The organism is Lysinibacillus sp. NPDC093190 (assembly GCF_050280425.1).
In the GTDB taxonomy this organism is placed as follows: Bacteria; Bacillota; Bacilli; order Bacillales_A; family Planococcaceae; genus Lysinibacillus.
This window is the reverse complement of record NZ_JBNNVG010000022.1, coordinates 18,706-41,436: the sequence shown is the minus strand read 5'-3', so window position 1 is coordinate 41,436 and position 22,731 is coordinate 18,706. Positions and strand designations below refer to the sequence as shown.

Genomic DNA, 22,731 nt, shown 5'->3' with positions numbered 1-22,731 from the left:
AATATTGTTGCTTTTTAACGATAAAAAGGACTGAAAGATATGTCAAAATATATATCAACAAATTGTTTTAGGAATATCGCCTGGCAGTCCGTTTATATAGAAAAAGTTAAAGTTGAAAATAATAATCTTCACTTAACTTTTGAGGATCTCTTATTTGCAAAAGAACACCCTCTTAACCCTTTTGACACTGAATGGGAAACGAATGAAGCAGTATTAGTTTTTTATGACTTCAAGGTATTTGATTCTGGATATTATGATTGTTCACAAGTCCAAAAAAAATTTAGAGACTACGATAAAGATTGTCAGTATTTTCCGATTTCGCTTTTATAGTTAATTACCGACTTTACTATTGTTACTGAAGATATAAAAGAAAAGATAAATCATTTGAGGGCTTTTCTTGAAATTTCGGAGAAGATACTTGGGGCAATTTTAAACTTCGATCTAAACGAATGGAAATGATGTGGGATTCTTTTCATAACGAATGATAAGTACAATCAACGCTTATTCAACTATCAAGGGCTTTAATTAAAGTACCATGGGATTGCCATGGGTAATTCTAATTTCTTTTTCAAACAACTCAACAGTTTTAAGGAGGAAGTGAATGACAATATCTATTCACGATGGTGTGTTAGTAGGATACTCAGTAAATTTTCTAGAAAATGAATTGCTATTAGATATCGAAACGGAGGCAGATGAAATTGTAACTGTTACATTCGAGAATTACTTAGCACATTATTTCGATCATGTAACTATTTATTGGAATAAATCTAACCGTTTCCTTAAGAAACGGTTAGATTTAAGAGAGAAAGTTTATTCACTCGTATTTCTTTAAAACAATTGACGCGTTATGACCTCCAAATCCGAATGAGTTAGATAGACCTGTATTTATTTTCACTTTACGAGCAACAGATGGTACATAATCAAGATCGCATAATGGATCAGGATTTTCTAAGTTAATTGTTGGAGGAACTATTCCTTCTTTTATACTCATGGCCAAAGCAATGGCTTCCACACCGCCAGCTGCCCCTAACATGTGACCAAACATAGATTTATTTGCTGTTACTGGAATTTGATAAGCTTGTTTTCCAAACAGCTGCTTAATAGCTAATGTTTCAGATATGTCACCCACTTGTGTACTTGTAGCATGGGCACTAATAACATCTACTTCTTCAGGAGCTATGTTTGCATTTTTTAAAGCTAATCTCATTGCAAGATGCGCCCCTTTACCTTCTGGATGTGTAGCTACCATATGATGTGCATCTGAACTTGCACCATATCCAATAACTTCTGCATAAATTTTTGCCTCTCTACGTAAAGCATGCGATAAGGATTCTAAGATTAGAATTCCAGCTCCTTCTGACATGACAAATCCATCTCGGTTTTTATCAAACGGACGACTAGCTTTCGTTGGGTCATTGTTTCTTGTTGATAATGCTGTAGCATTCCCAAAGCTTGCTATTGATAAGTCTGTTACAGCTGCCTCTGTTCCACCAGCAAACACAACGTCAACTTCTCCAGAACGAATTAGTCTAAAGGCTTCTCCAATAGCTGTATTTCCAATTGCGCAAGCAGAAACTGGCGACATAGAAGGTCCCATTGCATTCCATTTAATACTAATTTGCGCTGCAGCAGCATTGGAAATCATAGCTGGTACTAGAGCAGGGCTGACTCGTCTTGGTCCTTTCTGTCTAAGCGTATCTATATTTTCAATTAAGGTTTCAATTCCCCCAATGCCTGAACCTACGTACACACCTAATCTTTCGGAATCTATACTATCGAGATCTAATTTAGAATCTTTCCAAGCTTGGTCAGCTGCGGCCAAAGCAAATTGGGAAAAGCGATCTAAACGTCTTGCTTCAATCTTTCCTAAAATTTCATCTGCATCAAAATCCCGTATGATACCTGCAATTTTTGACTTATGATTAGTAATATCAAATGTATCAATAAGAGATATACCAGACTTGCCGTTAATTAGATTGTTCCAAAATGTTTTGATGTTATTGCCTATAGGAGAGACTACTCCCATACCGGTAATCACTACTCTTTCCACTCTTCATCACTCCAAATCAATAATATAATTGTATTTTATAATCTTTTTATCCTATTACAAGTGATTGTTTATCATGGTATAATTTCCACTAGGAAAAATTGGTTTCATGAGGAGTTTTAAAAATGAATGATAAAACTAGGCTTGAGGCTTTGTCGACATTTCTAAAAGCTAAGCGTGCCCAAATCAAGCCAGAGTCAATTGGTTTACCTGCCGGAACCCGGAGAAGGACACCTGGGCTACGAAGAGAAGAGGTTGCACATTTAGCAGGTGTAAGTACTACTTGGTACACATGGCTAGAACAAGGAAGAGATATAAAAGTTTCTTCTATCGTACTTGATTGTATTTCTACAGCGTTGCAATTAAATAATGATGAAAGAGACTATTTATATGACCTGGCATTAGAAACAAAAACGGAAATTGATAATCCAAAAAAGGATCAAACAGAGCTTAGCCCTTCTTTAAAACGAATACTAGCTGAATTAACATATTGTCCTACCATCATTACAGACCGACATTGCCATATTGTGGGCTGGAATCCTGCAGCTGCTCATATTTTTTTAGATTTTGACCAAATACCAAATGATCAAAGAAATTTGATTCGTATAGTTTTCACCAGAAAAGAATTAAAAGCTTTAGCCGCTAATTGGGAACACTTTGCGAAAGGTTTTCTTGCCATATTCCGTACCTATTATGGCCACTATTTAGGCGATGAGTGGTACAACCAATTTATAAAAGAAATGAGTCATTCACATCCAGAATTTCAAGATTTATGGCAAGAGAGTCAAGTAAGTAAGGCTCCAGAAATGATAATTGAATTTAGACATGCTAAAGCAGGTAAAATGCTGTTTAATTTAACTTCTCTTCAGGTTCACGGTGAAATGGATTTACGGTGCAGTATCTATACACCAGTAGAGGAGACAGATACAGAAAATAAATTAAAGCGATTAATGAAAAAGATTTCGGTTGAAAATAAATAAAGTAATTTCGTTATTCCATTTTCTGAAGCCACTCTTTAGTAGGTAGGTTTCTTTTTGATGTTCCCCTTCACATTAAGAGGATTAGATTTTTTTAAGATAAAAAAAGAGAAAAAGAGACAGCAATCGCTGTCTCTTTTTACTACTTATTACTGTTTTAAATACATTCACTTGTCTTTAATTTTACAGAGTAAACGTTACTCTTTACTTCTTTATAGTAACTGAGGTTCTCGAATCTCTCCATCAAATGCAGCACGATAAATTGTATAAATATCTTCTCGCTTAAGCGGCATCGGACTACGTGCTAAGATTCTAGTTTGCTTTGTCGCATCATCTGTTAGTTGTTCCAGTGCTAATTCTGGTATATTAAATCCTTTTAATGTTGACGGAATATTAACATCCTGCACAAGTTGCTTTAATGCATCTACACATTTATAGGAAGCCTCTTCTTGCGATATATACGCAGATGAAATACCCATCGCATCTAAAATATCTTTCATTCGTTTTTCGCAACTTTGGCGAATATAGCCCATGACATAAGGTAATAATACTGCGTTGGAATCTCCATGAGCAATATGGAATTGGCCACCAAGAGGATAAGCTAAAGCATGTACTCCTGCAACACCAGCATTGAAAAAGGCTAAGCCTGCCAAATAACTGCCATAACTCATATCCGAGCGTGCCTGCTTATTTTGACCGTCATGCACAGCAGTTCGGATAGAGCCACTAATTAACTTTATGGCTTGTAGTGCAAGTGCATCAGTTACTTCATTGGCATATACAGAAACATAGGCCTCTATTGCATGTGTTAAAGCATCTACACCTGTAGCAGCAGTCACTTTTGGTGGTAAGGAAATCGTTAACGCAGGATCTACAATTGCGACATCTGCTAATAAGTAATCATGTGTAACAACATCCTTCGTCGTTTCAAGTGACAGTACTGAAATATTTGTCACTTCTGAGCCTGTTCCAGATGTAGTTGGAATTAAAATTTTTGGTAATCCTTTATTTTCAAGAGTTTTTGTTCCCGTTAAATTTAAGTAATCTGCCACTTTTCCTTCATGTGTTGCTAAAACCGCAGCAAGTTTGGTTAAGTCTAATGCACTTCCACCTCCTAAACCAATCACTAAATCAAAATGATGCATTCTTGTAAATTCAACTAGTTTTTCACCAATTGCGAGCGGTGGCTCAGGGGCAATATCGGTGTAAATAGTTGTAGAGTACCCTTTTTCTAGTAAAGGCTTTTCAATACTATCTGTTAAACCTAACTCTTTTAAAAATGGGTCCGTGATAATTAAAATATTATTTACTTTGAGCTTTTCTACTTCTAGTAGTAGCTGATTCAAACAACCCCAGCCTGTATAACTTACAGGTGTAAAGGTTAATTTTTGCATAATTGTTTTACTCCTATCTATTCATAATAGCCTTCTGTCGATTTTCTAAATGATTTAAACTGGACAGAATCATGGCCAAACCAAACTTGTGAATTTGTTTCATTTGCTAACCTTCTAATTCGTTCAACTGTAGAATTATAGCCAACAGAATCATATAGTATTCCAGGTGGCTTGACAGGTGGACCAAAGCTTTCAGCGGTGTAAATGGCATCCGAAGCTAAAATAATTCCCCCCGTTTCAGGCATATTAATATGCAAACCTAGCATTCCTCAGGCATGACCACTACCAAAATTCAAAACTTGGATTCCTTCTGCAAGTTTCACATTATCCTCACCACGTTTTATTAAGCGCCAGTGTAAATTGTTTTTTATCCACATATCAACGTCACCCCAAATATAGGCGCCTTCTTTTACATTTCTTGCGTAAGTTTGTAAAGTTCCATTGAATTCATCTTCTTGTACAATGATCGTTGCATTCGTAAAAAACTCTAAACAACCTGCATGATCTAAATGTAAATGTGAAGCTACAACATATTTAATATCTTCTCGACGCACATTTAACTCTTCTAATCGATGATGTAAATAGCATTCTTCTGGCATATTAATTGGGAATGCTTTCTGAGTAAATTCACCCCAGCGTCCTTCAGGTCCCATTGAATTTGGGTTACATGCTGTATCAAACAATTTTTCCTTCCGGATGATCAATTAATACTGTATAAATCGGAAACTCTAGAAATTCATTTGGCTGGTTTGGATGATCAATCGTTGCAGGGTTATGCATGGCAATCATAAAGTTTTTATCCATTCTCATTGTCCCATTATCCATAACATACAATTTCGGGTGTTGTTTGATTGTTTTCATTTACAACCATCTCCATTCATGAATCAATTATGCCTCGGCATAATTGCATCCGTAATCGGCTTTGTGCGTAGGCCGTTCTTCTTTTTCAGCGGGTGTTTGGAAAGAAGTTAATTGTTATTCCAAATCACTAGCTTCATTTCTGTCATTTCCTCAATGGCATATTTGATTCCTTCACGACCAGTTCCGCTTTCTTTAACGCCACCATATGGCATTTGATCCACACGGTATGTCGGAACGTCATTTATGATGACACCTCCGACTTGTAGTTTCTTTGAAGCTTTAAAGGCCGTCTCAATTGAGGGTGTAAATATTCCTGCCTGTAAGCCATAATTTGAATCATTAACAGCATCAATGGCTTCTTCTACTGATGAAACAGTATTGACAATAACTACAGGTGCAAATATTTCCTCACAAGATACTCGGCTATTAGAAGATACGTTCAATAACACTGTTGGCAGTAAAATATCGTTTTCAATACTGCCACCCGTTAGTAGCTTCGCACCTTCTACTACCGCTTCTTCTATCCATGTGACAGCACGTTGTTGCTCAGTTTCTGAAATCATCATCGCTAAATCTGTTGTTGCATCAAGTGGGTCCCCTATTGTTAACCGTTCTACTTTTGCTTTTAGCTGCCCTAAAAAATCATCCATTATTTTTTCTATTACATATATACGCTGTAGGGAGATGCAAACTTGACCTTGATTTGAAAAAGCCCCCATAACAATTCGGTCCATAATTTTATCTAGTTGAACCCCTTCATCAACAATAACACCAGCATTCGAACCAAGTTCTAATGTGACTTTCTTTAAGCCCGCTCGATTGCGAAGAGAAATACCTACAGCTGGGCTCCCGGTAAATGTAATCATTTTCACTTTTGGATGCGCTAAAAATGCATCCCCTACTAGTTTCCCTTGCCCAGTTACTAAGTTAAACGCACCTGCTGGTAAATTTGTTTGTGCCAATAGATTTGCTAGAAAATGAGCAGATAAAGCTGTTTGTGTTGCAGGTTTCAAAACAATCGTATTTCCAGCTGCTAATGCCGGTCCAACTTTATGAGCCACTAAATTTTGCGGAAAATTAAATGGTGTAATGGCCGCAATAACGCCCAAAGGTTCGCGAATTGTATAACCAAATCTACCCTCTCCACTTTTAGATGCATCCATTGGAATCATTTCACCAGATAGTCGTTTAGCTTCTTCTGCTGCAAATTTATAAGTTTCAATCGTTCGATCAATTTCAGCATTGGCATATTTTAACGGTTTAGCTGATTCTAGTGAAATAATTCTAGCTGCCTCGTCTCGATTTTCGGCAAAAAGATCAGATAATTGTTCTAAAATCTCTGCTCTTTGAAATGCTGTTAAGGCTGCCATTTCGGATTCTGCTGCATGAGCACTTTCAATTGCATGCTGTACATCGTCATGAGTTGCCATAGCAAATTGTGCTACGACCTCTTTTGAGTAGGGAGCATGAACCTCCATATATTCATCTGTCATTTGCCATTGTCCATTAATAAATAAACCTCTTTTCAAGACCTAACTCACTCCTCTCATTAAATGGTTACGTATTCATTTCTGAAAATAAAAAATGAATACGTAACCATTATGGTGTAAAAAACAAACTGATGTTCATCAGTTCATTTTTCACACGTTGTATTTCTTGGAAAAAGTCTAACAGATTCTGTTTGTTGGATGCAAGTACTTTTTCTCTCCATTACCTCAAATAATTTTTCAATAGCAATAAATCCGAGGCTTTTTTCGGATTCTAAACCTACTGTTGTTAAGGCAATCGAATGGTGTTTACTAAGCTCCACATTATCGATGCCAATAACATTAAAATCTTTAGGAACTTGAAAGCCCCTCTCTAAGCAAAGGTTTAATATTTCAATGGCAATTGCATCTGTGGCGGCACAAATAGCAGTAGGTCTCGTAGGAAGTTTTAGCATTTCTTCAAATACTCGTTCAATATCATCTTTGTTAGTATTTGTAAAAAATGATGTCGCTGTTTTTATATCTATAGCGCTGTCATTTAATGCATTTTTAAAGCCTTTGTATCTTCCATAAAAAGTACTTATTTCATGAGGACCACCAACCCAGCATATATCTTGATGACCTAAAGATAAAATATGATTCGTCGCTATATAACCCGCTTCCACATTATCAATCTCTACAAAATGCCTATTTTCCTGATGCTTGCGATTATACATAATAAATGGGATGCCTAATTTTTCAAGCTTATAAAATAAGTCATCTTCATATAACATAGACGATAAAATAATCGCGTCAGCCCTCGTTTCCAAAACAGAATTATAAATAGACTCTAAATTATCTTCAGTCCCAAAATAGACATTTACTTTATAGCCCATAGCATTAACATAATTAACGATTGCTGTTGTAGTATCAACAAAAAAAGGATTATGTAACGGGCCAGAAATCAATGTAATAATCCCTGTTTTCTTCTGAACAAGCGATCTTGCAATATCATTTGGAACATAGTTTAATTCATCAATCGCCTTCATCACTTTTTCAATTGTTTTCGGCTTTACGAGTTCAGGAGTATTTAACACTCTCGAAACCGTTGTTTGAGAAACACCCGCATACTTTGCTACATCTTTTGAGGATACCAAAAAACCACCCACTTCATCTTTGTAAGCCTATTTTATACCATTACAAATATATTGTTAATAGTTAAGGGTGAGTGCAAGTAGTTTCTAGTATTAGGAATTATTTTTTCCGCGCATAAGGCTTAACGGGGGTAATCACTTTTAATATATCCGCAGTTTCCTCGAGAATAGATGTAATTTCTGACATCGGCTTATATGCCATTGGAGCTTCATCCAATGTTTCTTCGTTTACGGATGTTGTCCAAATATCTTGCTCGTTTCTTTAAAAATGATTGACCCCTCAAATGTAAAAACCCTCCTGTTATCTATATAAAAGATCACAAAATACTAAAAAAATGCCCTAAAAGTTTAAATTACTTTTAGAACATTTTCCCTTAGCGTCTATTCTTCATATTGAATATCTAACTTTTTCGGAATTTCTGGTATATCGTTTGATTTTACATCTTTTTCTGCTAAAGCTAACGTATGTAATGGATATTTTTTCTGAACATCGAAAGGAATCTCAATGCTCTCCATTTTATTGTTCATCTGACTACGGGCAAGTAGACCATTATTCGTCAGATCAATGCTTATGATACTGTTAATCGTTTCTTTTAGCATTTCAATATCTTTTTCTTTCAGCGGCATTTGTTCGTCCATTAAAAATGGTTGAATGTTGTCTTTAATATAGCCCTGCGCCTCAACTAAACAAGAAAATTCGTTTAATTTATTTGAGTATAACTTTAATTGGCGCTTTTCTCTTAAACGTTGTTGATTTAGCTCATGGACTTTTTGCTCAATACGTTCCAAACGCTTTTTCGTTAACTCCATAAGATAACTTTGTATCGAATGAATGGACTGAAGCATTATTGCCTCCGCTTCCTGCACTTTTTCAAATTGTGCAATACAAACAACTTGCTGCTCGTTTAACTTGTTGACACGTTCTTTAAAAAATCCATTTTGTGTATGCTGACCAAAAATAGCTTTCATAAGGCCTTTTCCGTGAATTTTTTTATGCTGAGCATCCAATCGATCATATTCACGCAAATATTCACTATGCATATTACGGTATTCTCGTAACATTTGTTGATAAAAAACAGCCTTTTCTGAAAAGCTTTCCACAATTTCATCCTGAAAATAATCGTTTTGAGAAATGGTTTGTAAAAGTTGATATAATGTTTGAACATTTTTAAATACACTAGCAACCTGTTCGTATTCTTGCTCATATTCAGTCACAATCGCTAAATCACGTTGATAGCGTGAAAATTCGTATTGTGTATCGCCTGCATACTTTTCAATGTTCTCAACAGCAGATTGGAATGGGTCTCTTTGTGGAATAACAGCTAATTCGAAGTGGAATCGTTCAAGCCATTGCAAGAAGCGAATTAATATGCCATACGTTTTCTTATCACTATTTTCTGCAACTCGGTGAATTTCTGAAATTAATTGCTCGTACTGACTTTTTTGCCAAAGCTCATCACTATCAGTCTGTTTAGCCTCAATCGCTTCCCTTGCAGAGATAGCTACAAAATCACTGATTAAATGTCCCAATCGTTCTCTCTCAGCATGGATAAACGCCTTCGTATTTTCATTTGAATCTATGGCATTGACGACACAAAGAGGCTCGACACCTTTGTTTTTTAACGTTTCCATCAATAATATTTCAGGATAAATAGCCATTGAACCAGAGCGTAATACCCAAAAGATTTCGTCAACACGGTTCATCAATGCTTCTGGGAAGTAGGCCATTTCTCCTCCCCCAGCTTCCAATGAAACAGAATCAATAATTGTCACTGATTTTAATAAATCATTTTTCAAATATACTTCTAGGTAATCTAAATGTTCTCGTAATATTTGAGATGCAAAAGTATCGCCAGTTGTCAATAATTCTAACTTGCTCATATCGAATATTGCTACAACACCATCTAAAAAATACGCCTTTATTTCTTCATGTTCACCGTATCGCAAAAACGTATTTACCCCTGTTGGATGCTGATCATTAACAGGCAAAACCTGACGTCCTAGCAATCCATTTACAAGTGTTGTTTTTCCAACACGCTCTTTCCCAACAATAAGAATCATTGTTTCGTTGTTAGCATCTTGAATGATACGATTTAAGTGTTTAGCTGTATCTTTTACATATGTATTTTGTATAATAATGCCAAGTAATTGGCGCAAATGATCAACAAGCTGTGGCAAAATATTATTCGCTGAGGCTGTATATTCGATCGGTACATTATCAATATTTGTCATCGTCAAAACCTCTTTTCCTATGTATCTAAAGTTATTATAAATGAAAATATTCCTTTATTAATACATAGTACTAAGAAATAACGGCAAAAAAGGACAATATACTTAAATTCAGTCGTCACAAATAGGTCATAAATCTTATGCTATAAAACCTTCTATCTCAGATATTATTACTCATTCAGACTAAAAGAATTAATATAATTTATATATATTTATTATTATAATTTGTAAGAGAGTTAGTCTTCTCTTTATTCTTCAACACCAGCCATACGTGCGTAAACCGCTCCAAGTGTTGGCATTCCTCCTTGTGCACCGAATTTCTCCACTGATAATGAAGCTGCAATATTTGCAAAATACACTGCCTGATCCAATGATTGCCCTTCTACTAAAGCATAAGCGAGTGCACCGTTAAACGTATCGCCTGCACCGGTTGTATCTATCGCCTTTGCTAGATAGCCCGGAACATGAATAGGATATTCACCATCGAAATAGCGTGCGCCATTACTACCTAACGTAATAATCATTTTATTAGGATATTTTTCTAACACTTGCTCAAAATCATCTCCAAAAATTTCAGCACACTCCGGTTCATTTGGTGTGATATAAGTAATATCCTCCATCCATTGCACATCAAAATTAGACGCCGGTGCTGGATTTAATAAAACAGGTACATTCGCTTCTTTACATAGTTTTATTGCATAAGCGGTCGTTTCCGTTGGGATTTCTAGCTGCATAATTACCATCTGACTTTTTTGAATGATTTCTTTCGCTGCCTCTATATGCGCAGGCATTAGTTCATAATTTGCCCCGGGCACTACTATGATACGGTTATCGTTATTGTAGATTAAAATATTAGCAATCCCGGTAGGTGCCAATACGCTTGTAATAGCTTCAGTTTGAACATGCTCTTGCTGTAAAACAGTACGTAATGATTCACCAAAACTATCGGAGCCGACACAGCCCATCATTGTGACTTCACTTCCAAGACGTGCCGCAGCAATTGCCTGATTAGCCCCTTTTCCTCCTGGGATTGTTTGGAAATCCTTGCCGAGTATAGTTTCTCCCTGCTTTGGAAAAACCCCCATTTGTACAACTAAATCCATATTTATGCTACCTATAACTGTAATCATCTTTTGACCTACCTTCCATCTTATTTTTCCATTTTAACTGAGAAAACAATAGAAAGACAGGTCATTTACATTTGAAAATTATGGGGGTACTGATTTTCTTACCAAATAGTTCATTAATCCAAATGCAAAAAAACTCATACCAACATATTTTCAATTAAGTTTTCCTAATAATCCTTTCCTTGCCTCTAATTCAATTTTTCTATCACAATCTTCACAGGAAAATTTTCCGTTCATATTTTGTTTATATAGTGTATATTTCCTTGTCCCTTCTACAACTTCAAATATTTCCTTACAAATGATACAACGAAGCGAATAGCTAATCATAATATTTCCTCCTTTAATCCGATGTAGTTTTTTGGGGAAAATAGCACAAAATATAATGAAATCGAAAATAAAATACTTATAATACCGAAAATAATTGCAGTCATTTGAAGCGTAAATAATTCTGCAAGCTGACCTAATAGTAAGGTGAAAAAAATTTGTAAAATACTTTGAAAAATAGTTGAAATACTGCCGAATCGACCCATCATTTCAGGCGGTACATTTTGCTGATAAAATGTTTCATAACCAGTATTACTAAATGCCATACAAAAACCTAGAAAAACTAAACTTACAAATGCCAATATACTTGATGTCGAGGCATAAAAGGCTGTGTAAAACAACATTGTCAGGAACAATCCAAAAGCCATATATGATCGAGTAGACCATTTTTTGGCGAAGCTGGCGGCAACCATCCCACCTAAAATGGCTCCGGCTCCTGCACTACTGACAAAGGCTCCATATAAACTATCGGATAACGCTAAATCCTGCTTAATAAATGTTGCTTCCTGAGAATCAAGCGCAAATGCAATCATTAACGCACTTTGAAACAATAAATAAATCGTGATAAATAATGAATTTTGATGAATGAAAGTTAGTACCGCTAGATAATCACTTTTTAATAGTTGCCAAGTAATACGCTGCCGTGAAGTTTCCTTCACATCATCTACGTCAGGTAATAAGTAAATGATCATAGCACAAACAAAAAATGTAAAGCTATTGAACCAAATCGTAACTGCTGTATTAAAAAGCATGATGAGGAGTCCCGCTAATGCTGGACCTACTAAAAACGAGCCTGAATTGAACGTGCCAAGTATTGCGTTGAATCGTTGTCTATCTTCAGAGGGAACAAACTTTGTAATATAATAGGTACTACTAGGCCCAAAGAAACTATTCGCTATATTCGCTAAAAATAACAGCGTATAGATGAGCCAAATAGATTCCATAAACGGCATACAAAAAACAATGATACCTCGTACAACATCAGTTGTAAGCATCAACTTGCGTTTGTTCATACGATCAATGAAAGAACCAGCTACCAAACTCGTCAATACTCTTGCTATTGGTCCAACAATAAAGATACCAGCCATCGCTCCAGGCGATTTTGTTAAATGCCAGACAAATAAATTTAGCGCTACAAGGTAAATCCAGTTTCCTAAATTGGAAAAACCTAAGCCCCCAATTAACAAGCTGTATTTACGAAGGATTTTCATTATAGTTCCCTCCTTATGTTAACTAACTCATTATTATCCGAACCCTTTCACTTGCCACAAATGCCCTTTCATAACAATTACTTGCTTGTTTATACGCCAGAAGAGTTTTATACAGTTCAGCAAATAATGGTGCATAAAACAAAATTAAAGAATAATATTTTTGTTGTTCAAAATAACATAATGCTTTTTCTTCTAGTACTTTTAATGGCAATTGTTCAATTTTCCCATTAGATATGAAACTAAGTACTTCAAATTGATATTCTTCATGCTTCTTTTGAAACGATAAATCTTTATAACGTTCAATCATTTCTTCCATCTTTCTAAAGTTCTTATGACGATATAAAGTTCGAATATAATTCACAACAGTAAGTGACTGACATTCAAAGGTTAAGGATTTTTCATAATTCACAATGGCTTGTTCAAATAGTTCCTGGCATTCATAGCAATAACCTAAATTATTATAAATAGAACTCATTTGATTTGGAGTTTGTAAATTTGCAACATGTTCAATTAAATCCAAGCTCGCCTCATATTCTTTAAAGGCTTTTTCAAATTGATATAGCGAATTAAAAATAACTGCTTTCATCAAATATAGATTCAATTGAAATAACGGTGCGTAATAATGACTAAATACATTACTCGCTGCTTCAATATAATTTAATGCTTTCTGATTTTGATATACTCGGTTATAAGCAAACGCTAAATTATATAAACAATACGCATGCTCGAAGCTTCTTCCATTTTTAGAATAATGCTTCACGTCAAACTGATGATACATATTAATTAGCTCTGTATATTGTTCCGTTAGTAAATAATAATTACTGATTGTTAAAATGTACATTTGCGTGATGCGATTGGATTCCCACTGAATAAACGGCTTAATTTTTTCTAAAAACTTTTCGGCTTCCACCATTTTGTTTTCAAAAAGTAAATAACGACAATGAACAATTGCATATTTAAGTTGTATTTCATCAATATAATCAGTTTTAGGATATGTAATAATCTTTTGACATTCTTTTGAAGTTAATGGACGATGACGAATGATTTTCTCCCAAATCACCTCTAACTGTTCATTTAATTGTTCTTGGTCTTCTGTATGTTGATGTAAATCAATGTTTAATCGTTGTAGCAACAATTGATAAATTGCTTCATCAGCAATCACGAGACCGTTTTCAATACGACTCAAATATGAAGATGTACAAACACCAATTGCCAGATCATCTTGTTTAATCTTCTGTTTTTTTCGTTGATGTTTAATTAACTGACCTATATTTCTAGTAAAGCTATTATTCAATTGTTCCCACCTCTAATTATATTTTATCAAAATATTGCATCAATTTATTGTGTAATTTTACAAAAAATAGACAAATGAATATTTAATATTTGAATCATTTACACAAGAATATTAGAACTGGTAAGAACGCGACATCATTTTCCCAACTTCTCACTACTCCCTGAATAGTTTTCCTTCCTACTTGAGTAGCTTTGTCTTCTTCACGAGCAGTACGCCTCACTACCTTAACGTTTCCCCTCGAGTCACCAATTTCTTTTCTCAGCAATAAAAAACTGAAGACAAATAGTCTGTCTTCAGTCAAAAGGAAATCCCTTATCTATTAAAATGCAATACGTTTTGCTTCATAAGCAGCGATTTGTTCATCGTATTTAAAGGTTAGTGCAATTTCATCCCAACCATTCAGCAATGTTTCTTTATAGTAAGGATCGATGGTAAATTTATAAATTGTACCATCTTCACCCGTTACTGTTTGTGCTTCAAGATTGACTTCCATCGTGTACGGATTTTCTAAGCCTTTCGCTAAAATTTCATCACACTCTGCTTCTGTTAGTTTGATTGGTAAAATCCCATTTTTGAAGCAGTTATTATGGAAAATATCTGCGAAAGATGGTGCAATCACTACATTGATACCGTAATCTAAGATTGCCCACGGTGCATGTTCACGTGAAGAACCGCAGCCGAAGTTATCTTGTGCTACTAAAATTTTGGAGTCTTTAAATTCAGGTTTGTTTAACACAAAATCTTTTACTTCATTGCCCTCTGCATCGAAGCGCCAATGGTAAAATAAAAACTGACCAAAACCTGTACGCTCAATACGCTTTAAAAACTCTTTCGAAATAATTTGGTCTGTATCGACATTTTTGCGATCAAGTGGTGTTATCACACTTTTTACGATATTAATTGGTTCCATTTGCAATCATCCCTTCCGTGTAAATGGAAATTACACAGTTTCCTTTACGAATTCACGAACATCCACAAAGTGACCAGCAATTGCTGCCGCTGCTGCCATTGGTGGTGATACTAAGTGTGTACGAGAACCAGCTCCTTGGCGTCCTTCAAAGTTACGGTTTGATGTTGATGCACAGCGTTCACCCGCTGGTACGATATCATCATTCATTGCCAGACACATTGAGCAACCCGTCTCACGCCATTCAAAGCCAGCATCTGTAAAGATTTTATCTAATCCTTCTGCTTCTGCTTGTTTTTTCGTCGAATATGAGCCTGGTACAACGATCGCTGTTACCTTTTCATGTACCTTACGCCCTTCGATAACATTTGCTGCTGCACGTAAATCACTGATGCGTGAATTTGTGCAGGAACCGATAAATACGTGTTGGATATCGATTGAAGTTAATGGTTGACCTTCTTCTAATTCCATGTAGGCAAGTGCTTTACGAAGAGCAGCTTTATCTGACTCATCCTCATAATCTGCCTGTGCTGGAACATTACTTGAAACACCTGAACCCATTGATGGATTCGTTCCCCAAGTGATGATTGGCTCGATTTCTTCAGCTTGAATAATTCGAACTGTATCGTATGTTGCATCTTCATCGGATGCTAAGCTTAACCAATAATCTGTTGCTTCCTCAAACTTTTCTCCTTGTGGTGCATGTTTGCGTCCACGGATATAGTCAACAGTCGTTTGGTCAGGAGAAATTAGCCCTGCCTTTGCACCCGCTTCGATTGACATGTTACAAATTGTCATCCGTTCTTCCATAGAAAGTTTATGGATAGCCTCTCCAGTGAATTCCACAATATGTCCTGTGCCAACGCTAATACCGAATTTAGAAATAATCGCTAAAATAATATCTTTTGCAGCGACACCTACAGGGAGCTCACCCTCTACACGAATTTCCATTGTTTTCGGCTTATTTTGCCATAGAGTTTGTGTTGACAATACATGTTCTACTTCAGATGTACCAATCCCGAAGGCAATCGCTCCGAACGCACCATGGGTAGACGTATGGGAGTCACCACAGACAATCGTTTTACCAGGCTGAGTTAAACCTAGCTCTGGTCCAATTACGTGAACAATTCCTTGGTCAGGATGCCCCATTCCTGCAAGCTCAACTCCAAATTCTTCAGCATTTTTAGCTAACGTTTCAATTTGGTTGCGTGCAATTGGGTCATGAATCGTTGGTAGATTTTTGGTAGGGACGTTATGATCCATTGTCGCAAAGCTTAAATCTGGACGACGCACTTGACGTCCGTTCATTCGTAGACCTTCAAAGGCTTGCGGAGAAGTTACTTCATGAATTAAATGGAGATCAATATATAACAGGTCCGGTTTGCCCTCTTCCTGATAAACAACATGTTTATCCCAAATCTTTTCAATTATATTTTTGCCCATTATCTTCACCTATTTCTTAAATGTATGTTGTCATAATGCTTTCTGAAACAAAGCTTGTATCAATCTCGTTAATAACTTTATCTGTCCATTCATTCGTCGATAGTATACGACTGCCACCACGTGCAAGATCTGCTGTGAAATAGCCATCATCAAACACTGCACTTACAGCACGTTCGATTTCTGCAGCCTCTTCTTTTAAGCCAAATGAATATTGTAGCATCATGGCCACTGAAAGAATTGTTGCGGCTGGATTTGCTACACCTTGGCCTGCAATTTCTGGTGCTGAGCCATGTACTGGTTCATATAGACCGAAATTATCTCCGCGAATAGATGCAGATGGAAGTACGCCTAAAGAGCCTGTAATAACAGATGCTTCATCACTTAAAATATCTCCAAACATATTTTCAGTAACTACCACATCATAATGACTAGGATTTGTAATTAATTTCATAGCAACTGAGTCTACTAAATTGTGCTCCACTTGCACATCTGGATACTCTTTTTTCTTCGTTTCTACAACTTCGCGCCATAAACGACTTGTTTCAAGTACATTGGCTTTATCAACAGAGCATAATTTGCCTCCACGTAAACGTGCTAATTCAAAGGCATTTTCAACAATACGCTCAACTTCTGCAGTTGAGTAAACAGTTGTATCTATCGCGCCATTCTCAGTACGCATACGTGGTTCCCCGAAGTATACGCCGCCTGTTAATTCACGTACAATCATTAAATCGACGTTTTCGGCTACTTCACGCTTTAATGGTGAAGCATCTAGTAAACTCGGGAACGCCTTTACTGGACGTAAGTTTGCGAATAAGTCAAAGTGTTTGCGAATACGTAGTAATCCTTTTTCTGGACGTAATTCAGGTGGATTATTATCCCATTTCGGGCCACCAACGGCTCCTAGTAAAACCGCGTCACTATTTTCACACATCTCAATTGTTTCATCTGGTAGTGGGTTATTGTGTTGATCGATGGCAGCGCCTCCGATTGTTGCATAACCTAAATGGAATGTATGGTTGAATCGCTTACCAATCACCTGTAATACACGTACAGCAGAAGCAACAACCTCTGGCCCTATTCCGTCACCAGGAAGTACTGTAATTTTTTTCTCCATCGTCAAAACACCTTTCCTTGTATAGCGTTGAACTACGCTATTTTAGTAAGACTCTCACCTATACTAATAGGTGAGGTCATCAATATTATGATTACACGTAATTGGCCTAATTGCGTTTGGGATGTGAATGATGCTGACTCAATTCACTACCATTAAAATTTGCGACATTGATTAACTTACAGGCTGTGTACGAAGGCTTGCTTGTATTAAATGACGGTTGATAGCATTTAAATAAGCTTTTGCCGATGCTTCTAAAACATCCTGTGATGAGTTTCGCCCGGTTGTTGAAATACCATCATATCGAATATTAATTACAGCTTCTCCTAATGCATCACGTCCCTTACCGACGGACTTAACTCGATAATCAATCACATGAATATCTCCTTGAACAAGTTGCTCAAGCGTATTGAAAATAGCTTCCACCGAGCCTGAACCTGTTGCAACAACTGTCTTCTCTAGACCTTCTGGTGTTAAAACAATCGCTGTTGCTGTTGGTATATTTTCTGTACCATATTGCACCTGTACCATCTTTAGTTCGTAAAGTGGAACATCTTCTATTTGAACTTGTTGCTCAGTAAGAAGCGTTAGTAAATCTTCTTCCGTAATTTCTTTTTTACGATCAGCAAGCTTTTTAAATTCTGTAAATGCTTTATTTAGTTTTTCATCCGAAAGGTTGAAGCCCATTGTTTCTGCTCGGTCACGGAATGCTGCACGACCTGAGTGTTTACCTAGAACGAGTGGTACCTCCCCTTCACCAATAAGGGCAGGTGAAATAATTTCATATGTTTCAGGATTTTTTAACACACCATCTTGGTGAATACCTGATTCGTGTGCAAATGCATTTTTACCAACAATAGCTTTATTTGGCTGAATAACCACATTCGTGAGCTTACTGACTAATTGAGATGTACGCTTAATTTCTTGTAAATGAATCCCTGTTTCTACAGGGTAAATATCTTTACGGATATGAAGGGCAACTGCGATTTCTTCAAGCGCAACATTTCCAGCGCGCTCTCCGATACCGTTAATCGTTCCCTCTACTTGTGAGGCACCATTTTCAATGGCTGCAATCGTGTTAGCGGTTGCCATACCTAAATCATCATGGCAATGTGCAGAGAATTTTACCCGTTCCGCACCTTTTACGTTTTCAAGTAGGAATTTAAATAATGCACCATATTCTTGTGGCGATGCATATCCTACTGTGTCAGGTACATTAATGGTTGTCGCACCTGCCGCAACAACTTCATTCATAATACGTACTAAAAATTCATGATCTGAGCGGAATGCATCTTCTGCAGACCATTGTACAAGCGGAAAGAATTTTTTTGCATATTTTACAGCTTCCACTGCTTGTTCTACCACTTGATCGGGTGATTTTTTTAGCTTATATTCCATATGAATTGGGGAAGTTGCTAGGAAAATATGAATGTGCGGCTGTTCGGCCACTTTAATCGCTTGCCAAGTTGAGTCGATATCCTTTTGTACACAGCGAGCTAAGCCTGTTACGATCGAGTTTTTCACTGTTCCTGCAATACGGTTTACCGCCTCAAAGTCACCGGGTGACGAAGCAGGAAAACCTGCTTCAATAATTGTCACTCCTAGGCGCTCCAGTTGCTTGGCGATTTCAATCTTCTCCGCGGTGTTTAGATTAATACCAGCAGATTGTTCGCCGTCGCGAAGGGTTGTATCGAAAATATCAATTTTTCGCACTTGCAGCCACTTCTCTCACAACTTTTTCTTTACCTTCGTTGATGAATGGCATCATAGCACGTAATTTAGCACCAACTTCTTCAATTTGGTGGTTTGCACCAGCTTCTTTGAATTTTGTATATTCTGGACGACCGTTTTCGTTTTCTTGAATCCAACGACGTGCGAATGTACCATCTTGGATATCTGTTAATACATCTTTCATACGACCTTTTACTGAGTCATCGATAATGCGTGGTCCTGCAACATAGTCACCCCACTCTGCTGTATCCGATACGGAGTAACGCATTGTTGCCATACCACCTTCAAACATAAGGTCAACAATTAATTTTAGTTCGTGAAGTGTTTCAAAGTATGCTAATTCTGGTTGGTAGCCTGCTTCTACTAAAGTTTCGAAACCTGCTCTTACTAATTGTGTAGCACCACCGCACAGTACTGCTTGCTCACCGAATAAATCAGTTTCAGTTTCTTCTTTGAATGATGTTTCAAGTAAACCGCCACGAGCTGCACCGATCCCTTTACCATAAGCTAGAGCTAAATCTTTTGCTTGACCAGTTGCATCTTGATGAATTGCGAATAAGCCTGGTACACCAGCACCTTCTTGGAATTGACGACGAACTAAGTGTCCTGGACCTTTCGGTGCAACTAAGAATACGTCCACATCTGCTGGTGGTGTAATTTGACCGAAGTGAATGTTGAAGCCGTGTGCAAACATAAGTGCTTTACCTGCTTCAAGATGTGGAGCAATTTCAGCTTCATATACAGCTTTTTGACGCTCATCCGGAAGTAAGATTTGGATAACATCTGCTTCTTGCGCTGCTTCAGCAACAGTCTTTACATCTAATCCATCTGCTTTTGCTGCATCGAAAGATCCGCCTGGACGAACTCCTACTACTACATCGAATCCTGATTCTTTAAGGTTTAGTGCATGTGCATGACCTTGTGAACCATAACCGATGATTGCGATTTTTTTCCCTTTTAATACTTCCTCGTTGATGTTTTGATCATAATACATAGTAGCCATTGTTTGTTTCCTCCTAATTTTTGGTTTGTTTTTTTAAACTTCGGATGCTAGTAAACCACTAAGGGCTATGTATCCAAAGGTATCCATTTTATATGCAAACTATTTTAAAATAGAGAGCTGCGTATTTGAGATTTTTTGTGTTTCACGAACAGATGCAGTAGCCCCTGTACGCGTTAATTCTTTAATACCATAAGGTCGAATTAGTTCAATAAAGGCATCAATCTTATCTGGATCCCCTACTACTTGATAGGTGACAACGTTTTTCGCTGTATCAATAATTTGTGGACGGAATGGTTCAACAATTGAATTCATTTCCAGTCGTAAATTTGGTGGTGAAATTACCTTTACAAGCGCTAACTCGCGTAGCACGATTGATTTATCTGTAATATCATTGACCTTTAACACATCAATTTGCTTTGATAATTGCTTCACTAGCTGCTCAATTTTACGCTCATCCTCTACGTTTACAACAAAAGTCATTTTCGAAAAGTTTGGCTGTTCAGTATGACCAACTGTGATTGATTCAATATTGAATTGACGTTTCATAAGTAAACCTGTTACACGGTTTAAGACACCACTTTGGTTAATCACTGTTACTGTAATTACTCGTTTCAATTCTTTTTCACCCCAATCATTTCATGTAAGCCTTTGCCTGGGGCTACCATTGGGTAAACACATTGAAGCTGTTTAACCCGACAATCAATTAACACTGGCTCATCAGAAAGTAGTGCCTCGCGGAAAATACTTTCCGCTTCATCAATTGTGTTAATTCGATAGCCCTTCAAATCATATGCATCAGCTAATTTAACAAAATCTGGTTGGATCGGCATTAATGAAGATGAATAACGCTCCTCATAGAATGTTTCTTGCCATTGGCGTACCATTCCTAGACAGCTGTTATTTAAAATCACCACTTTTACCGGTAAGTTGAATTCTTGTAGTATAGAAAGCTCTTGCGCAGTCATTTGGAATCCTGCATCACCTACAATGGCAACAACTTTTTTGTCTGGCTTCGCAAACTGGGCGCCAATTGCAGCCGGGAAACCGAAGCCCATCGTACCAAGTCCACCAGACGTTACCCATCCATGATCATTGTTTAATCGATAATATTGCGCAGCCCACATTTGATGCTGACCAACATCTGTCGTGACAATTGCGTCACCTTCTGTAATTTTATGCACAAGCTCTAATGCTTCCTGCGGTAAAATTTCTTTGTCCCCTGGCTCCTTGCTGTACCATAATGGGTATTCCTTAGCATGATTATTTAAGAATGCTAGCCATTCTGTTGTAACTGGACCCTCGAAATCTTTTTTCAATAATGCTTTTAATGCTTCTTTGGCATCTGCAACGATTGGAATATCTGTCGGAACATTTTTTCCAATTTCCGCTGGATCAATATCGATGTGTATGATTGTTGCATTTGGAGCAAATGTTGCTAAGTTACCTGTTAAACGGTCATCAAAGCGAGCTCCGATATTCAACAATAAATCTGATTTTGTAATAGCTGTGTTCGCTGTTACAGTTCCATGCATTCCTGCCATACCGATGAATAATTCATGCTCTCCATGGATTGAACCAAGTCCTAGTAAAGTGTTTGCTACTGGAATTCGGTATTTTTCAGCGAATGCTGTTAACTCTTCTTTGGCATCTGCAAAGAGGACACCAGCTCCAGCTAAAATGACTGGATTTTTGGCCAATGAAATCGCCTGAATAGCCTTTTGAATTTGTAAATAATTTGGTTTGTATGTTGGCTGATAACCTGGTAAATATATTTCATCAGGAGCCTGTGGTGGGTTTTCCACATCAAATAACATTTGAGAAACGTTTTTCGGGAAATCCACTACAACAGGTCCCTTTCGACCAGTGCTTGCAATATGGAAAGCCTCTTTAACAATACGCGGGATATCATTAACATCCTGCACCTGATAATTGTGCTTCGTAATTGGTGTCGTAATGCCCATAATGTCCGCTTCTTGGAAAGCATCTGTACCAATCACAGATGTTGAAACTTGACCTGTAAATACAACTAATGGGATGGAATCAATCATCGCATCGGCAATACCAGTTACTAAGTTTGTTGCCCCCGGACCGCTTGTTGCAATAACAACACCAGGTTTATTGGAAACACGTGCATAACCTTCCGCTGCATGGATTGCACCTTGTTCATGTCTAGTTAAAATATGACGAATCGGATTTTTATACATGGCATCATAGATTGGTAGTACCGCTCCACCAGGGTAACCAAAAATAATTTCAACACCTTGTTCATGCAGTGCTTGCACTAATACGTCAGCACCATCTTTCGCTTGATAGGTTTGTTCAGCTTTTGCTGCTGTTGCTATTTCTTCTTTTTCATTGATAGAAACATTCGTACTCATCAAATATGCCTCCTTCTTATCATTCAATTTCACATCAGTAATGCGCATCATTGAAGTATTACAAGCTGGTT

General features: G+C 37.1%; 19 protein-coding genes and 1 pseudogene. 3 read left to right on the top strand and 17 right to left on the bottom strand.

All coding sequences use genetic code 11. The annotated features are described in order from the left end of the window. Positions 1-39: 39 nt before the first annotated feature. Together ACQKOF_RS16895 and ACQKOF_RS16890 are read left to right on the top strand one after the other, a co-directional pair. Positions 40-330, top strand: coding sequence for a hypothetical protein (locus ACQKOF_RS16895; protein ID WP_427559370.1), 291 nt, complete (start codon positions 40-42; stop codon positions 328-330). A gap of 271 nt (positions 331-601) precedes the next feature. After that, positions 602-832 (top strand): hypothetical protein, encoded by a 231-nt coding sequence (locus tag ACQKOF_RS16890; RefSeq protein WP_427559368.1) that lies wholly within the window; start codon positions 602-604, stop codon positions 830-832. Here ACQKOF_RS16890 and fabF read toward each other — a convergent pair. Then, the gene (fabF, locus tag ACQKOF_RS16885; RefSeq protein ID WP_427559366.1) at positions 815-2,050 is read right to left on the bottom strand and encodes a beta-ketoacyl-ACP synthase II; all 1,236 of its coding nucleotides are present in this window, start codon (positions 2,048-2,050) and stop codon (positions 815-817) included. The genes ACQKOF_RS16890 and fabF overlap by 18 nt on opposite strands. 122 nt (positions 2,051-2,172) lie before the next feature. Between fabF and ACQKOF_RS16880 the strand changes: the two genes are divergently transcribed. Continuing rightward, positions 2,173-3,027 (top strand): helix-turn-helix transcriptional regulator, encoded by an 855-nt coding sequence (locus ACQKOF_RS16880; RefSeq protein ID WP_427559364.1) that lies wholly within the window; start codon positions 2,173-2,175, stop codon positions 3,025-3,027. 209 nt (positions 3,028-3,236) lie between these two features. Here the strand turns inward: ACQKOF_RS16880 and ACQKOF_RS16875 are convergent, their stop codons facing one another. The 16 genes and pseudogenes from ACQKOF_RS16875 to ilvB form a co-directional block, all read right to left on the bottom strand. After that, a complete protein-coding gene (locus tag ACQKOF_RS16875) occupies positions 3,237-4,418 on the bottom strand; it encodes an iron-containing alcohol dehydrogenase (protein WP_427559362.1) in 1,182 nt (393 codons plus the stop codon). Between the two features lie 17 nt (positions 4,419-4,435). Then, a pseudogene (gene ahlS, locus ACQKOF_RS16870) lies at positions 4,436-5,279 on the bottom strand (AhlS family quorum-quenching N-acyl homoserine lactonase). A gap of 107 nt (positions 5,280-5,386) precedes the next feature. After that, complete coding sequence (locus ACQKOF_RS16865) at positions 5,387-6,808, bottom strand: aldehyde dehydrogenase family protein (RefSeq protein ID WP_427559359.1); 1,422 nt, start codon at positions 6,806-6,808, stop codon at positions 5,387-5,389. A gap of 104 nt (positions 6,809-6,912) precedes the next feature. Then, the gene (locus ACQKOF_RS16860) at positions 6,913-7,902 is read right to left on the bottom strand and encodes a LacI family DNA-binding transcriptional regulator (RefSeq protein WP_427559357.1); all 990 of its coding nucleotides are present in this window, start codon (positions 7,900-7,902) and stop codon (positions 6,913-6,915) included. 378 nt (positions 7,903-8,280) lie between these two features. Further along, positions 8,281-10,131 carry a dynamin family protein gene (locus ACQKOF_RS16855; protein ID WP_427559355.1) on the bottom strand — a complete coding sequence of 617 codons (1,851 nt, stop codon included), beginning with the start codon at positions 10,129-10,131 and terminating at the stop codon, positions 8,281-8,283. Positions 10,132-10,376: 245 nt separating this feature from the next. After that, positions 10,377-11,258, bottom strand: coding sequence for a ribokinase (gene rbsK / locus ACQKOF_RS16850; protein WP_427559353.1), 882 nt, complete (start codon positions 11,256-11,258; stop codon positions 10,377-10,379). 150 nt (positions 11,259-11,408) lie between these two features. Next, positions 11,409-11,582 carry a hypothetical protein gene (locus ACQKOF_RS16845; protein ID WP_427559351.1) on the bottom strand — a complete coding sequence of 58 codons (174 nt, stop codon included), beginning with the start codon at positions 11,580-11,582 and terminating at the stop codon, positions 11,409-11,411. Next, the gene (locus ACQKOF_RS16840; protein WP_427559347.1) at positions 11,579-12,790 is read right to left on the bottom strand and encodes an MFS transporter; all 1,212 of its coding nucleotides are present in this window, start codon (positions 12,788-12,790) and stop codon (positions 11,579-11,581) included. The genes ACQKOF_RS16845 and ACQKOF_RS16840 overlap by 4 nt, the downstream gene beginning before the upstream one ends. Before the next feature lie 22 nt (positions 12,791-12,812). Next, positions 12,813-14,084: a helix-turn-helix domain-containing protein gene (locus ACQKOF_RS16835; RefSeq protein ID WP_427559344.1), complete on the bottom strand. Its 1,272-nt coding sequence runs from the start codon at positions 14,082-14,084 to the stop codon at positions 12,813-12,815. 319 nt (positions 14,085-14,403) lie between these two features. Beyond that, a complete protein-coding gene (gene leuD / locus ACQKOF_RS16830) occupies positions 14,404-14,994 on the bottom strand; it encodes a 3-isopropylmalate dehydratase small subunit (protein ID WP_427559342.1) in 591 nt (196 codons plus the stop codon). A 30-nt stretch (positions 14,995-15,024) separates the two neighbouring features. Continuing rightward, positions 15,025-16,434 carry a 3-isopropylmalate dehydratase large subunit gene (gene leuC, locus ACQKOF_RS16825; RefSeq protein ID WP_427559338.1) on the bottom strand — a complete coding sequence of 470 codons (1,410 nt, stop codon included), beginning with the start codon at positions 16,432-16,434 and terminating at the stop codon, positions 15,025-15,027. A 16-nt stretch (positions 16,435-16,450) separates the two neighbouring features. Continuing rightward, complete coding sequence (gene leuB, locus ACQKOF_RS16820; protein WP_427559335.1) at positions 16,451-17,551, bottom strand: 3-isopropylmalate dehydrogenase; 1,101 nt, start codon at positions 17,549-17,551, stop codon at positions 16,451-16,453. Positions 17,552-17,722: 171 nt separating this feature from the next. Beyond that, the gene (locus tag ACQKOF_RS16815) at positions 17,723-19,261 is read right to left on the bottom strand and encodes a 2-isopropylmalate synthase (protein ID WP_427559333.1); all 1,539 of its coding nucleotides are present in this window, start codon (positions 19,259-19,261) and stop codon (positions 17,723-17,725) included. Then, positions 19,248-20,282 carry a ketol-acid reductoisomerase gene (gene ilvC / locus ACQKOF_RS16810; protein ID WP_427559331.1) on the bottom strand — a complete coding sequence of 345 codons (1,035 nt, stop codon included), beginning with the start codon at positions 20,280-20,282 and terminating at the stop codon, positions 19,248-19,250. The genes ACQKOF_RS16815 and ilvC overlap by 14 nt, the downstream gene beginning before the upstream one ends. A 99-nt stretch (positions 20,283-20,381) precedes the next feature. Further along, positions 20,382-20,897 (bottom strand): acetolactate synthase small subunit, encoded by a 516-nt coding sequence (gene ilvN / locus ACQKOF_RS16805; protein ID WP_049664470.1) that lies wholly within the window; start codon positions 20,895-20,897, stop codon positions 20,382-20,384. After that, positions 20,894-22,660, bottom strand: coding sequence for a biosynthetic-type acetolactate synthase large subunit (ilvB, locus tag ACQKOF_RS16800; protein WP_427559329.1), 1,767 nt, complete (start codon positions 22,658-22,660; stop codon positions 20,894-20,896). Before ilvB ends, ilvN begins: the two co-directional genes overlap by 4 nt. Between the last annotated feature and the right edge of the window lie 71 nt (positions 22,661-22,731).